This is a genomic window from Flavobacterium alkalisoli, from assembly GCF_008000935.1.
GTDB classification, from domain to species: Bacteria; Bacteroidota; Bacteroidia; order Flavobacteriales; family Flavobacteriaceae; genus Flavobacterium; species Flavobacterium alkalisoli.
Window position 1 is genome coordinate 2297468 of sequence record NZ_CP042831.1, and the last position, 13820, is coordinate 2311287.

Below are 13820 nucleotides of genomic sequence, written 5' to 3' on the forward strand. Positions count from 1 at the left end.
CAAATTTACAATAAGTAAAGCAACAAATATCGTTTAAAAACTAAATATTTAGCAGGAAAATTTGAGGAAAAACAATTATATCGTTTTCGTAAAACAGCAGTGTATCTAGCTTAACCTTATCTTAGGGTCAAGGTAGGCATAAATGATATCTACCAGGATGTTGATAATAACAAAAGTGGTGGCTATTACCAGTACCGATCCCATTATAACAGGAAGGTCGAGGGTGTTTAGGGCTTCTACAACCTCTTTACCAAGTCCGTTCCAGCCAAAAATGTATTCCACAAAAACGGCTCCGGCAAGCATGGAAGCAAACCAACCCGAAATAGCAGTAACTACGGGGTTAAGCGAATTTTTAAGAGCATGTTTGCGGATGATTCGTATTTCACTCAATCCTTTTGCTCTTGCCGTACGGATGTAATCCTGACTCAATACTTCCAGCAGGGAGTTACGCATAAGCTGTATTACTACCCCAAGCGGACGTATACCCAGTACAATAGCAGGCAGGATAAGGTTTTTCCATTTTATGTATTTGCCTTCACCAAAGTCGTCTACTTCATAAAGGCTGCCCGTCATATCCAGATGCGTGTATTTGTGTAATAGGAACCCGAATACCCAGGCAAATAATATGGCCGCAAAAAAGGAGGGGAGGCTCATGCCTAATGTGCTTACCAAAGCAATAAGCCTGTCCAGCCACGTATCTTTATATAATGCCGATATAATACCCAGTATAATACCTATGATGATGGCTATTACAATGGCCGATATTGCAAGTACAACCGTGTTAGGGAGTGTATCGCCAATAACCTGAGTAACCTTCTTTCCGTTTTTTTGGAAGCTTTCACGCAGGTAAGGCGCTTTTAATACAGTTGTTGTATTGCCTATGGTAAAAAGTTTTACGGCACTATACTTGCCTTCGGTTAGATGTGTATAATCATCAGGGTTTGTACTGTGAAAGGAAATAAACGACAAATCGTTCAGGTAGTACAGGTATTGCTTAGAGATGGGTTGATCAAAACCGTATTTCTTTTTGATAATGGCTATCTGTTCCGAGTTTTCGTTTTGGTCGAGCATGAGTCGGGCAGGGTCGCCGGGTAATACCGTAAACAAAAAGAATATGACCGTAATCACTCCAAAAAGTGTTAGCAGTGCATATCCTGTTTTGTATAAAAGGTATTTTATCAATTATTTCTTTTTTAAGATGTCTTTAAAAGTTCTTACAAAAAACAGAACAGACAATACCATTGAAGCCACAAGCAGTACCCATCCTAAAACAAGCATAATAGTGCTTAGTGTAGTTTCGGTAGAGCCTTTTCTGGTTAGTAAAAAACCAAGCAGATAAAAGAAAGCGATTGCAAATAACGGGTTAGGTTTTCTTTTTGGTGCTTCCGGCTGGATATTTTGATTGTTATTTTCTTCCATAATTAGTTACCTGAATAAGGTTGCTTGTATACTTCTTCCAGTTCGGCAGGTACAAACTTATTATCGTTAATACCTTCCCATTCTTTAATAACGTTACCGTTCCACAGGTAGCTTACCCCGGGAGTATCTTTAGTATTGCCTATGGCATTCCAAAAGGCAACCACATCAAGAACTTTGTATGGGTATTCTGCACCTGCATATTTAAAGAAATCTGGAATTTTTTCAGGTTCTTCATCCATAAATATAATATACATTTCAGGGAAGTTTTCGTCTTTAGCCTTTAACTCTGTAAGCTGTTTTGCAGCTTCCATACAATGGTCGCAGCCAGGGGCGAAAAACGCCATGATTTTCTTTCCGTTATCAACCTCGGCAAAGTATTTAGAGTAAGCCGACTGTACCGGAGCAGGTCCGTCTGTATCTACAGCACTATTGGCTGTAACAGCAGTTGTGCTTTCTGTATCATATTGAGATGCCTTAATAGGAGCAAGCATAAATACCATAAGCACAGATGCCAGAGTAATACTAGTAACTACCCAGAAGTTCTTTCTGTCAAAACCTTTAGGTAATAACCTGCTAAGCCATATAAGCAGTGCTACGGCAATAACATTTTTAATGATTGCCTCAACAGGTGTCATAGGTAACAATTCACCAAAACAGCCACAGTTACCACCTGCACCGCTTAGGGTTTGTATGGTTAGATGGACTATAAATACAACTAACAGTAAGATAGTACCCGGAATAACCAGTCTTTTAAGGAAATGCGACTGTAAAAGTAACAGACCTAATGCCAACTCGATACCAATAAGTATCCTGGAGAAGAAAACAGCAACCTCCGGTGTGAAACCCATAGGGTAAAGCTGCTTAACCTCAAAAGTTGAGATGGCAAAATAAGGTGAAGGGTACATTTTGGCTACTGCCGAAATTATGAACAAAAAGGCGACAATAAGCCTTAATAGTACAGGTAAAAATCTTTTTGTGCTTTCCATTGGATGTATAGTTTTCTCAAAAATAGGGTATATGTCCCCAGCTTTTGTTAATGAGATGTTATTGGTGGAACTTCATGTGTATCAGTGCAAATACCGCATAGTTTATCATGTCCTGATAATTGGCATCTATACCTTCCGATACTATGGTTTTCCCTTTGTTGTCCTCAATCTGTTTAACGCGAAGTATTTTTTGAAGTATAAGGTCGGTTAGCGAACTTACCCTCATATCACGCCATGCCTCGCCATAGTCATGGTTTTTAGCCTCCATAAGCTCTTTGGTAAGGGCAATCTTTTCATCATACAGCCTTGTGGCTTCATCTACACTTAGATCGGGCTGCTCGGCAACGCCAAGTTCAATTTGTATAAGCGCCATGATGGAGTAGTTAATAATGCCTACAAACTCAGGAGCCTCACCTTCGTCAATCCTGCGGGTTTCATTTTCCTGAAGGCTGCGTATGCGCTGTGCTTTAATAAAAATCTGATCGGTTAGTGAAGGAAGGCGTAAAATGCGCCATGCACAGCCATAATCCTTCATTTTGTTTGTATATAGCTGCCTGCAGTAGGCAATTACGTTATCATATTCCTGAGAAGTATTCCTCATTTCGGTGTATATTTGCTTGAAATTTTTTCAAATGTACTAAAAAGCACCCAACTCCCAAAGGCGCTTTTTTAATAATACGGCTAATTATGACCATTAACTGCAAAGGCACTCTTATAGACCTTACACAACCCAAAGTTATGGGGATACTTAACTGTACACCCGATTCTTTTTTTGACGGAGGGAAGTATAAAGCGGAAACCGAATTTATAAAACAGGCAGAGCGTATTTTAACCGAAGGAGCCGATTTTATTGATGTAGGGGCTTACTCAACCAAGCCTAATGCCGACTTTGTAAGCGAAGAAGAGGAGCTGGCGAGAATGGTACCTGCCGTTGAGCTGATACTGAAGCATTTTCCGGAAGCGATTATATCAGCAGATACATTTAGGGCAGCCGTTGCCAAAGCAGCTATTGAGGCCGGTGCTGCCATAGTGAATGATATTGCTGCCGGTGGCCTTGACGATAAGATGATGCAAACGGTAGGGGAGCTAAAAGTGCCTTATATAATGATGCACATGCGCGGTACTCCGCAAACCATGACTAAACTTACCGACTATGAGGATATCGTAAAAGAGATGCTGCTGTATTTTTCTCAAAAAACAGCCGAAGCCCGTAGTTTTGGCATAGACGATATTATTATAGATCCCGGTTTTGGTTTTGCAAAAACATTACAGCAAAACTATGAGGTACTCAATAAGATGGAGCTGTTTAAAATGACAGAATTCCCAATACTGGCAGGTGTATCACGTAAATCGATGATTTATAAACTGCTTGGCGTAACTCCGCAGGAAGCACTTAACGGAACTACCGTATTAAATACCATAGCACTAAGTAAGGGTGCCAATATTTTAAGGGTACACGATGTTAAGGAAGCGGTTGAGGCGGTAAAGATCTATTCTCATTTTCTTCGTTAATTTAGATATTGGTATTGAGTGAGCATTCCCCTCTTGAGAGGGGTGGCGAAGCCGGGGTGTGCCCAAATAACCGTATTACCAAATCACCAAATTCACGTTACTGATGATGATAAGGCTCATTCCTTAAAATGGTAAAGCCCCTGTAAAGTTGCTCGATAAAGAATAAGCGTACCATTTGGTGGCTGAAGGTCATAGCCGAAAGCGATATTTTTCCCTGTGCCTTAGAGTATACAGTCTGTGAGAATCCGTATGGGCCGCCAATAACATAAACCAGCGTTTTTACCCCTGAGTTCATCTTCTTTTGCAGTTCGTCTGAAAAGCCAACGCTGGAAAACGATTTGCCGTTTTCGTCAAGCAGAATTAACTGATCGGTAGGGGAAAGCTTAGATAGTATCAGTTCGCCTTCCTTTTCCTTTTGTTGTGCTTCGCTAAGGTTCTTCACGTTTTTTATGTCCGGTATAATTTCCAAATCAAACTTTACATAAAACGATAACCTTTTTGTGTAATCGTCTATTAAGGTTTGCAGGGCTTTATTATCGGTTTTGCCTATAGCGAGCAGTTTAATATTCATGCTTTTTAGAGTTGCAGTGTTTAGAGCTGCAAAGATATAAAGTTATAAGGAAGCTGTCATTTCGACGTTAGGAGAAATATCTTTTATGGACTTCAAGTGCTTTTTCTTCTTTCTTTTTATGCTTTTTTATTAAGATGGCACGAATCCCTATTATTATAGGAATGATTAACAGTGTGCAAAGGAAAGTTAATACAACTATTCCTAACGCAATAGTCATTGGGGACTCATCTACAAAAATATATTCCCCTCTTAACCATATTATTATTATAAATAGCAAGGGATAAATGAAATTTAATAACGCAATACCTAAAACAGTGGTTACTAAGCCTGATTTTATAAAATTTTTTTTACCTAAAGCCAGGATAAAAGGAACGATTAAAGGTGAAATGAAATATAAAGTACAGGAGAATAAAGTAGCTATATTTTCCGGCTCATTGAATAAAGTAGTTATTAAGATTAAAACTGCATGTACAGTTACAATTATATAGAATATCATATACCTTTTCCATGGATTATAGGTTTTGGTTTGTATAAACTCGTTTTCGTTAAGTAAGTCCTGCATGTTTTAATTTGTGATTTTTGATACTTTTCTGCGTTTATATGTAACAATACTTAAAAAAATAATAAGGCTTGCCAGTAAAGAAACTGATTTTGTAATTAAAGGAGTTTTGGCAGCGAAAAAAAATAAACTTTTGGGGATTAACGGATTATTGCCAATATTTAAATTTAAATAAAGCTGTGTGAGTTGTATGGAAATGTATATTATGTATATTCCTGTTACGGCAGCTATTATCGTTTTGTAAGGGAGTAATATATTTTGTTTTTTAGCAAATATCATTACAAAGGGCAAGGTGAAATCTGTCATCATAAATAGTACAAAATTCTCAGGCTGTATTTTTAATAATCCGCCAACAAAGTAAGTAAATAGAATATAAGCTATTGTTAGACAGTAAAACATCAAGAACCATTTCCATGGATTATAAGGTTTCGAATGTACAAATTCTTCTTCGTTAATAAGGTCTTGCATTGGTGTAGTATGTAAGAATTAAGGTTAGTGTACTTTACATGCGAATTCATATATGAGCATCCATTTATCATTCACTTTTTTGTATAAATATATACACTGTACAAATCTGTTATTTAATGAGAAGTATGCAAACTTTTTATCTTCTGAAAAAGTAGGTGTAGAAATACGGTAAATATATTTCTCTTCATCTTTGTATTTTTTACGCAATACAACTTCTTGTTTTTCAATTTCTTTATCAATTTTCTTTTCACTCCAATGTCTCTTTACTCTGATCGGTATTTTGTCTGTCTTAAATAAAATACTATCAATAATTTTTTCGGGAGTATTATAAGGAACTAAAGTGTGTATAACAAAATTACCATTCCAGTTATACCTTTTAGCATTTTCAGGGTCATAACGTCTGGCTCTTTTTATATTGTAATCATACCATTTTATTTCGGTAGAATCAGATGCCAACAAGATTTCAACAGGAAAATCTTGTATTATATGAGGTTTAAATTCATATTTTACATAGTATTCATAGTATGATTTTTTAAATTTAATTACAGAGCTTTCGTCTCTTAATAGAAAATATTCTCTTTCTTGAGGTATTAGAGAGTCCATTACCTGATTGATTAAATTCTCTATGTCATTTTTGTTTTCTTGAGCTTTTACAGTTAGCGATAACAAAATGAGGTGTATAATGAAAAAATATTTTTTAAACATAGATAGTAAGGTTATAAAGCAAATATAGAAAATTACCCTTACGTTACCTCTGTAAACATTCGCTTCCCATTTCCAAAAAAAACCATTACTTTAGCGTTACTATAATAAATACTGATGATTTCGGATACTCAATTTCAAAAAGAACTCGATATAATTATTGCAAATGCCATAAGGGAAGATGTAGGTGACGGCGACCATAGCTCGCTGGCCTGTATACCTTCAACCGCTACCGGGCGCGCCAAACTTTTAGTAAAAGACGAAGGCATACTTGCCGGGGTAGACTTTGCCAAACAGGTATTTGCCTATGTAGACCCAAACCTTGCAATAGAAGTGTTTTTACAGGACGGTACTCCCGTAAAATATGGCGATGTGGCTTTTCATGTCTCGGGGAGTTCGCAGTCTATCCTTAAAGCCGAAAGGCTGGTGCTTAATGCTATGCAGCGTATGAGTGCCATTGCAACAAAGACAAAAAAATATGTAGATATACTGGAAGGTACAGGTACAAAAGTGCTGGATACCCGCAAGACCACTCCGGGAATACGCGCACTGGAAAAATGGGCCGTGAAAATAGGAGGGGGCGAAAACCACCGCTTTGCCCTGTATGATATGGTTATGCTTAAAGACAACCACATAGACTTTGCAGGCGGAATTACCCAGGCCATTACAAAAACTAATGATTACCTTAAAGCCAATAATCTTGACCTTAAGATAATTGTTGAGGCACGTGATTTAGATGAGGTTCGCGAAATAATAGCAAACCCGGGTGTACACCGTATATTGCTTGATAACTTCGATTATGAGCAAACCCGAGAAGCAGTGGCTCTTATTGGCGATTACTGCCAGACAGAATCATCCGGAGGTATAAACGAAAACACCATGCGCCATTATGCCGAGTGTGGTGTAGACTTTATATCATCGGGGGCGTTAACCCATTCAATCTATAATCTTGACTTAAGCTTAAAAGCCTTTTAATGTCACTAGAACTGGAACATAAACTGGAGCGTACGCCCGTTATAAAGTACCTGGTAAAGTTTGGTAAAAGCATCAAGCTGCCATGGGGGGAGGGGCTTACGCTGTACCACCTTACAGAGCTTTATATAACCGGTATTGTAAAAGGCGACGTGTCTTACCGTGCCGGTGCCATTGCATTCAGCTTTTTTATGTCGCTGTTTCCCTTTGCGCTGTTTATACTTAACCTTATACCTAAAATCCCCGTACAGGGCTTTCAGGCCGACTTTATGCAGTTTGTGCAGGAAAACGTTCCGCCCAATACTTTTTATGCCATAAAGGACATTCTTGATGATATTATGGAAAACAGTTACGGTAGCCTTCTTTCTACGGGTATCTTGCTGGCCATTCTCCTGATGTCAAACGGAATGAATGCTATACTTAGCGGATTTCAGTCGTCATTGCACATTACCATAAAACGCAGCTATTTCAGGCAGTATGCAGTTGCAATCGGGCTGTCGCTAATGCTGTCTGTAATATTACTGATCACTGTTGCGGCTATCGTTACATTACAGGTAATTATAGAGCAGCTTAAAAGTAGGGGCTTTTTAACCGACGATGTTATTTATTTAGAACTTGGCCGTTATGCTTTCCTTATCCTTATGGTATTAACCATTACATCTTTACTGTTTAAGTTTGCAGCTAAAGAGACAAAAGGGGCAGCATTCTTTAGTTACGGCTCGGTTTTTACCACCATATTGTTTGTTATAACGTCTTATGTATTCGGTATTTATGTGCTAAGGTTCGCGCAGTACAATAAACTTTACGGATCAATTGGTACGCTTCTTGTACTTATGCTTTACATATGGATTAACTGCTTTATTTTGCTTTTAGGGTTCGAATTAAATGCGCTAATTCATAAATTAAAACGGAAAAATTTATATATTTAACAAAACTTAAATGCATTTTTTATGAAGAAGTACTTTTTAACAGTATTGTTTATAGCAATAGCCGGAGTATTTTCGGCAAGTGCCCAGGTAACCGGAAAATGGAAAACCATTGATGATGAGACTGGTGAGGAAAAATCTATTGTAGAGATTTATGAGAAGGATGGTAAAATTTACGGAAAAGTAGTAGAGATACTAAATCCGGCGAAAAAAGATGCAAAATGCACCAAATGTTCGGGTGCAGATAAAGACAAGCCTATTTTAGGACTTGTTATTATAAAAGGACTTACAAAAGATGGTGATGAATATACCGATGGTGATATTCTTGATCCTAATAAAGGAAAACTTTACAGCTGTACCGTTAAGCTTGATGGTAAGGATAAGCTTGATGTAAGGGGATACGTTGGATTTTCATTCATAGGTCGTTCCCAAACGTGGCACAGGGTAAAGTAAATACCAAATAAACAAACACAATAGAGGGAAAACACTCCGGTAACGGAGTGTTTTTTTATTCCTTAGTTTCTGAGTTGCTAAGATGCTAAGTTAGTTAAGTCTGTACGATGAATATCAATACTGCAAGCCTCAAATATATTATCCGGTTGTTTTATATTTGTATTAAAATCTAACTACAAGCCTGTATGCCCTTTTTTATAGAAGTAATTTTACCCCTAGCGCTGCCAAAACCTTTTACATATGCCATTAATGAGGCGGAGTATGGTTTTATAAAAAAAGGCATGCGCGTGGCAGTACCTTTTGGGCGTAATAAAATATATACAGGCCTTGTTGTCGATTTACATCAAACCCCGCCACAGCTTTATCAGGCAAAGGAAATCCACCAGATACTGGATGATTTTCCTATCGTAACCGAAATTCAATTAAAGCACTGGGAGTGGATAGCTTCCTACTACATGTGCAGTATAGGCGATGTGTATAAGTCGGCTATGCCAAGCGGTTATCTTCTGGAAAGTGAAACTATTATCACGTCTAAAAAAGATTTTAGTATAAATGATACTCAGCTTTCTGATGAGGAGTATCTTGTATATGAAGCGCTGCAAACGCAGTCGGCACTCAAAATACAGGAGGTGGCAGCCATTCTCAATAAAAAAACAACCCTGCCGGTAATCAATAAGCTTATTGCTAAGAATGCCATATCGCTACAGGAAGAAATAAACGAAAAATACAAGCCAAAAACCATACGCTACATCAGGATGCAGCCTGAATTCCTTCAGGAAGAGAACCTCAGCGAACTGATGGAAATACTATCCCGAGCCCAAAAACAAAGGGAAGCGGTAATGTATTATTTCCAGTTGCAGGCAAGGGAAAAGAAACCCATAGCTGTAAAGCATTTTATGGAGGCTTCGGGTGCTACGGCAGCGGTGGTAAAATCGCTTGTAGATAAAGATATTTTTGAAGAGTACCATATTGAAGAAGACCGTGTGCAGTTTGAAAAGGCAGACGATTCGGCGTTTGGGTTGAGTCCTAAACAGCAGGAAGCCTTTGATGGTATAAAAGGTAGTTTTGATAAATTTCAGGTTACGTTGCTGCATGGTATAACCTCCAGCGGTAAGACCGAGATTTACATAAAACTCATAGAAGAGTTTATAAATAGTGGTAAACAGGTATTGTACCTGTTGCCCGAAATAGCCCTTACAACCCAGTTGGTTGTCAGGTTAACGGCTTATTTTGGTAATCAGGTGGCGGTATTCCACTCAAAATACTCCAATAACGAGCGTATAGAAACCTGGCAGCAGGTACTTGAGGATTCCGAAAAGGCAAAGGTGATAATAGGAGCGAGGTCAGCTTTATTCCTTCCGTTTAAGGATCTCGGACTAATAGTTATAGATGAAGAGCACGAACAAACTTTCAAACAACAAGATCCTGCACCGCGATATCATGCCCGCGATGCGGCTATAGTGCTTGCCGGTATGTTTGATGCTAAGGTATTGCTAGGTTCTGCCACTCCCGGTATAGAAACCTACTACAATGCTACGGGAGGTAAATATGGTTATGTGGAGCTTAAAGAGCGCTACGGAAATGTAATGCCGCCGGAAATTGTATTGGTAGATCTTAAGGACAAGTACAAACGTAAACGCATGACAGGGCACTTTAGCGATACGCTTAATGAGGCTATTGCCGAAGCGCTGAGCGAGGACAGGCAGGTAATATTGTTTCAAAACAGGAGGGGATTCTCGCCGTGGGTAGAATGTATGACCTGTGGGCACGTACCGCAATGTCCGCAATGTGATGTGAGTTTAACCTATTATAAGTTTAAAAACCAGTTGCGCTGCCATTACTGTGGTTACAGTATTGCAAACCCTACACATTGCCACCAATGCCACTCGACCGATTTGTCTACCAAAGGTTTTGGTACAGAGCAGATAGAGATGGAACTTAAAGAGCTGTTCCCGACTAAAAATGTGTGGCGAATGGATCAGGATACTACACGGGGTAAGTTTGGTTACGAAAAAATTATAGATGCCTTTAAAAACAGGGAAATAGATATACTGGTAGGTACACAAATGCTTGCCAAAGGGCTGCATTTTGATAATGTAAGTCTGGTAGGTATCCTTAATGCCGATAATATGTTGTATCAGCCTGATTTTCGCGCCTTTGAGCGTGCTTTTCAAATGATGGTTCAGGTAGCCGGAAGGGCAGGACGTAAGGATGTTAGGGGTAAAGTACTTATACAAACTTATAATCCGCTGCACAATATAATTCAGCAGGTTACCGATAACGATTATCCTGCCATGTATAAAGAACAGGTGTATGAAAGGTATAACTTTAAGTATCCTCCGTTTTACAGGCTTATAAGGCTAACGCTGCGCCAAAGGGATTATGAAAAATTAAAGGATGGCGCATTGTGGGTGTATAATGTGTTGTCACAAAATTTAAATATGCCGGTACTTGGTCCTGAAGAACCTGCAATCAGCAGAATAAGGAATGAGTACATCCGTACGATAATGATAAAACTGCCTCAGGGGAATTCGTTGGGGGGTACGAAAAAGGCAATACGAAAGATACTGGACAGTTTTGACGCTGTCCCGCAATATAAATCAATAAAGATTACAGTTAACGTAGATCCTTATTAAGACGACGATTTGTTAAGTGCCTGCGCGAGTTCTTCCTTTTTGTTTCGGCTCAACGGAATTTTTACAGGGCCAATCTCTGCAAACTTGCTGTTAAAGCGTTCTATGCGGTCTATGTTTATAATAAACGATTTGTGGACACGCATAAACTTGTCGCTTGGAAGCTCGTTCTCAAAAGACTTCATGGTAGACAGTACCAAATGATTTTCGTCTTCGGTAATAATCTTTACATAATCGCCGTAAGCCTCAATCCACTTAATCTTAGAGATAAAGATCTTAAAGTTCTTAAGGTTACTTTTAATAAAGATAAAATCACCTTCGTCTTCTGTTCCTTCCTTTTTTAAGGTTTTGCAGGTTAAGCGCTTTTTCAACGGCTTTATTAAAGCGGTCTTTTGTAATAGGTTTATGCAGGTAATCTATGGCTGCATAATCAAATGCCTTAAGCGCATAATCGGGTTTAGACGATACAACAATAATCTGAGGTCTTTTTTTAAGCCCGTCAAGTAGGTACCCCGCTTTGTACCGGCATTTCTATATCCAGAAACAAAAGGTCAACAGGTTTGCTCAATATGCAATTACGTGTTTCCGATGCATTAGAGAAATCACCTACCAGGTTTAGATCCGGGTGATCGTTTACGAGCTTGGCAATCGTGATCCTATGTATTGTGCTATCGTCAACAACAACACAGTTAAGTTTCATGATTAGTTAGATTTGTAACGTTTAGCAATGTTTTCTTGGTTTTAGTTTGGATAAATACAAATATAGATAAAAAATCTACTTTTTAACTTTTAAAAAACTAATTTTTACGCTTGCAGGTTTAATTTTATTGACTAAATTTGCACCCAATTTTATAACAAATAAATACATTGTATTATGAATCATTATGAAACTGTTTTCATCTTGAATCCCGTTTTATCTGAAACCCAGGTAAAGGAAACAGTAAGTAAGTTCGAAGATTATCTTACTTCTAAAGGGGCCGAGATCGTGGCAAAAGAGGACTGGGGCCTTAAAAAACTGGCTTATGAAATCCAGCACAAAAAAAGTGGTTTTTACCATTTATTACAATTTCAGGCACCTGCTGATATCCTTATCGGTTTTGAAACTGAATTCAGACGTGACGAGAGAATTATGCGTTTCTTAACGGTAGCTCTTGACAAACACGCTATTTCATGGGCAGAGAGAAGAAGAGAAAAACTAAAATCTAAAGCAAACTAATTATGTCAAGTATAGAACAGTCAGCTAAAGGAAAAAAAGACGGGGATATCAGATATCTTACGCCTTTAAACATAGAGACGAACAAGACTAAAAAGTATTGCCGTTTCAAAAAATCAGGTATCAAATATGTAGATTACAAAGATCCTGACTTTTTATTGAAATTTGTTAACGAGCAAGGTAAAATCCTTCCTCGTCGTTTAACAGGTACTTCTTTAAAATACCAAAGAAAAGTGTCTGTAGCTGTAAAAAGAGCACGTCATTTAGCATTAATGCCATATGTGGCTGATTTATTAAAATAAAAAGGAGGCAATATTATGGAACTTATACTTAAACAAGACGTACAAAACCTAGGTTTTAAAGATGATGTTGTAACAGTTAAGCCGGGATACGGTCGTAACTTTTTAATACCTCAGGGATTTGCAGTTGTTGCAACTCCAACAGCTAAGAAAGTTTTAGCTGAGAACCTAAAACAAAGAGCATTTAAAGAGCAGAAATTAGTTGATGACGCTAAGAAAACAGCTGAAGCTCTTAAAGCATTAGAGATCAAAATTACTGCTAAAGCAGGTGGTGAGAAACTATTTGGTTCTGTAACCAATGCAGATATCGCTGAAGCTTTAGAGAAAAACGGTCAGGCTATCGAGAAAAAATTCATCAACAGTGGTATCGTTAAGCGTACTGGTAAGTACACTGCTAACGTAAGACTTCACAGAGATGTTATCGTTGAGCTTCCGTATGAAATCGTTGCTGAGCAGTAATTATCAAAATTATAGCAAAAGCCTTCCGTTTACGGGAGGCTTTTTTTTTACACTTGTTTCCCTTCCTGAAAGTGACAGGGAAGTGTTAATAACAGAAATAGTAGTATGAAATACATAAGGTTAACAAAAGAACAGTTTGAAGAGTTGCACGAGGAGTTTGCTAACTTTTTAGCCTCACAACAAATTGATAAGCCGGAGTGGGATAAGCTTAAGGAAGAAAAACCTGAGGTTGCCGAGCAGGAACTGGATGTTTTTTCAGACCTGATTTGGGAAGGTGTACTAAACCAAACCGAATACCTGGAGCATTACTCTAAAAACCATATCTTTTTATTTAAGCTGGGTAAGGAAGAAATGGAGAGTATAGTTATCCATTCTCATGTGCCTCATGCCGACTTTTTAACGGAAGGCGGACTGCAATGGCTTAACGAAAATATTTTTAGCAAGGAAGTGGAAATCAAACGTGGTAAAAAGTCGTTTGGTGAAGATAGGAATGCCGAAGTTTTTGATATTTTAAAACAAGGCGCAATTTTAAGCGACGGAGAGCTTTACAAGCAATTTGAAGATATGTTTTAATAAATCGCCTCAGGGCGATTTTTTTATAATAAATGGTTTTTAATATTTTGAATTAAAAATCGTTTCCCGTTATTT

17 protein-coding genes and 1 pseudogene are annotated in these 13820 nt (G+C 38.1%); 9 read left to right on the forward strand and 9 right to left on the reverse strand.

The features are described from left to right. Positions 1–105 precede the first annotated feature (105 nt). The 4 genes from FUA48_RS10175 to FUA48_RS10190 are packed head-to-tail and all read right to left on the reverse strand — an operon-like array spanning position 106 to position 3006. Positions 106–1182 (reverse strand): ABC transporter permease, encoded by a 1077-nt coding sequence (locus FUA48_RS10175; protein WP_147583431.1) that lies wholly within the window; start codon positions 1180–1182, stop codon positions 106–108. Then, positions 1183–1419, reverse strand: a complete 237-nt coding sequence (locus FUA48_RS10180) for a hypothetical protein (protein WP_147583432.1) — start codon at positions 1417–1419, stop codon at positions 1183–1185. Positions 1420–1421: 2 nt separating this feature from the next. Continuing rightward, a complete protein-coding gene (locus FUA48_RS10185; protein ID WP_147583433.1) occupies positions 1422–2405 on the reverse strand; it encodes a TlpA family protein disulfide reductase in 984 nt (327 codons plus the stop codon). 58 nt (positions 2406–2463) lie between these two features. Then, positions 2464–3006 carry a DUF1599 domain-containing protein gene (locus FUA48_RS10190; protein WP_147583434.1) on the reverse strand — a complete coding sequence of 181 codons (543 nt, stop codon included), beginning with the start codon at positions 3004–3006 and terminating at the stop codon, positions 2464–2466. 86 nt (positions 3007–3092) lie between these two features. Between FUA48_RS10190 and folP the strand changes: the two genes are divergently transcribed. Continuing rightward, entirely contained in the window at positions 3093–3917 is an 825-nt protein-coding gene (gene folP / locus FUA48_RS10195; RefSeq protein ID WP_147583435.1) for a dihydropteroate synthase, read from the forward strand. A 97-nt stretch (positions 3918–4014) separates the two neighbouring features. Here folP and rlmH read toward each other — a convergent pair whose 3' ends face one another. The 4 genes from rlmH to FUA48_RS10215 all read right to left on the reverse strand — a co-directional run bounded on the left by rlmH (position 4015) and on the right by FUA48_RS10215 (position 6220). Further along, positions 4015–4488, reverse strand: coding sequence for a 23S rRNA (pseudouridine(1915)-N(3))-methyltransferase RlmH (gene rlmH / locus FUA48_RS10200; RefSeq protein ID WP_147583436.1), 474 nt, complete (start codon positions 4486–4488; stop codon positions 4015–4017). A gap of 67 nt (positions 4489–4555) precedes the next feature. Beyond that, complete coding sequence (locus FUA48_RS10205) at positions 4556–5050, reverse strand: hypothetical protein (RefSeq protein WP_147583437.1); 495 nt, start codon at positions 5048–5050, stop codon at positions 4556–4558. 3 nt (positions 5051–5053) lie between these two features. After that, positions 5054–5515, reverse strand: a complete 462-nt coding sequence (locus tag FUA48_RS10210) for a hypothetical protein (RefSeq protein ID WP_147583438.1) — start codon at positions 5513–5515, stop codon at positions 5054–5056. Between the two features lie 24 nt (positions 5516–5539). Next, on the reverse strand, positions 5540–6220 hold the full coding sequence (locus FUA48_RS10215) for a hypothetical protein (RefSeq protein WP_147583439.1): 681 nt from the start codon (positions 6218–6220) through the stop codon (positions 5540–5542). A gap of 114 nt (positions 6221–6334) precedes the next feature. Here FUA48_RS10215 and nadC point away from each other — a divergent pair, with 114 nt between their 5' ends. From nadC to priA, 4 genes are all read left to right on the forward strand, one after another. Continuing rightward, a complete protein-coding gene (nadC, locus tag FUA48_RS10220) occupies positions 6335–7192 on the forward strand; it encodes a carboxylating nicotinate-nucleotide diphosphorylase (protein WP_147583440.1) in 858 nt (285 codons plus the stop codon). Then, positions 7192–8118 carry a YihY/virulence factor BrkB family protein gene (locus tag FUA48_RS10225; protein WP_129750137.1) on the forward strand — a complete coding sequence of 309 codons (927 nt, stop codon included), beginning with the start codon at positions 7192–7194 and terminating at the stop codon, positions 8116–8118. Before nadC ends, FUA48_RS10225 begins: the two co-directional genes overlap by 1 nt. Positions 8119–8139: 21 nt before the next feature. Beyond that, positions 8140–8568 (forward strand): DUF2147 domain-containing protein, encoded by a 429-nt coding sequence (locus FUA48_RS10230; RefSeq protein ID WP_129750138.1) that lies wholly within the window; start codon positions 8140–8142, stop codon positions 8566–8568. 185 nt (positions 8569–8753) lie between these two features. Then, the gene (priA, locus tag FUA48_RS10235; RefSeq protein WP_147583441.1) at positions 8754–11204 is read left to right on the forward strand and encodes a replication restart helicase PriA; all 2451 of its coding nucleotides are present in this window, start codon (positions 8754–8756) and stop codon (positions 11202–11204) included. Here priA and FUA48_RS10240 read toward each other — a convergent pair. After that, positions 11201–11901 (reverse strand): annotated as a pseudogene (locus tag FUA48_RS10240) (LytR/AlgR family response regulator transcription factor). The gene priA and the pseudogene FUA48_RS10240 overlap by 4 nt on opposite strands. Positions 11902–12075: 174 nt before the next feature. Between FUA48_RS10240 and rpsF the strand changes: the two are divergent. The 4 genes from rpsF (at position 12076) to FUA48_RS10260 (ending at position 13745) form a co-directional block, all read left to right on the forward strand. Then, on the forward strand, positions 12076–12417 hold the full coding sequence (gene rpsF / locus FUA48_RS10245) for a 30S ribosomal protein S6 (protein WP_147583442.1): 342 nt from the start codon (positions 12076–12078) through the stop codon (positions 12415–12417). Positions 12418–12419: 2 nt separating this feature from the next. Beyond that, positions 12420–12716 carry a 30S ribosomal protein S18 gene (gene rpsR, locus FUA48_RS10250; RefSeq protein WP_114678073.1) on the forward strand — a complete coding sequence of 99 codons (297 nt, stop codon included), beginning with the start codon at positions 12420–12422 and terminating at the stop codon, positions 12714–12716. 15 nt (positions 12717–12731) lie between these two features. Beyond that, positions 12732–13172 (forward strand): 50S ribosomal protein L9, encoded by a 441-nt coding sequence (gene rplI / locus FUA48_RS10255; protein WP_129750142.1) that lies wholly within the window; start codon positions 12732–12734, stop codon positions 13170–13172. A gap of 105 nt (positions 13173–13277) precedes the next feature. Beyond that, the gene (locus tag FUA48_RS10260) at positions 13278–13745 is read left to right on the forward strand and encodes a DUF6495 family protein (RefSeq protein WP_147583443.1); all 468 of its coding nucleotides are present in this window, start codon (positions 13278–13280) and stop codon (positions 13743–13745) included. Positions 13746–13820 lie beyond the last annotated feature (75 nt).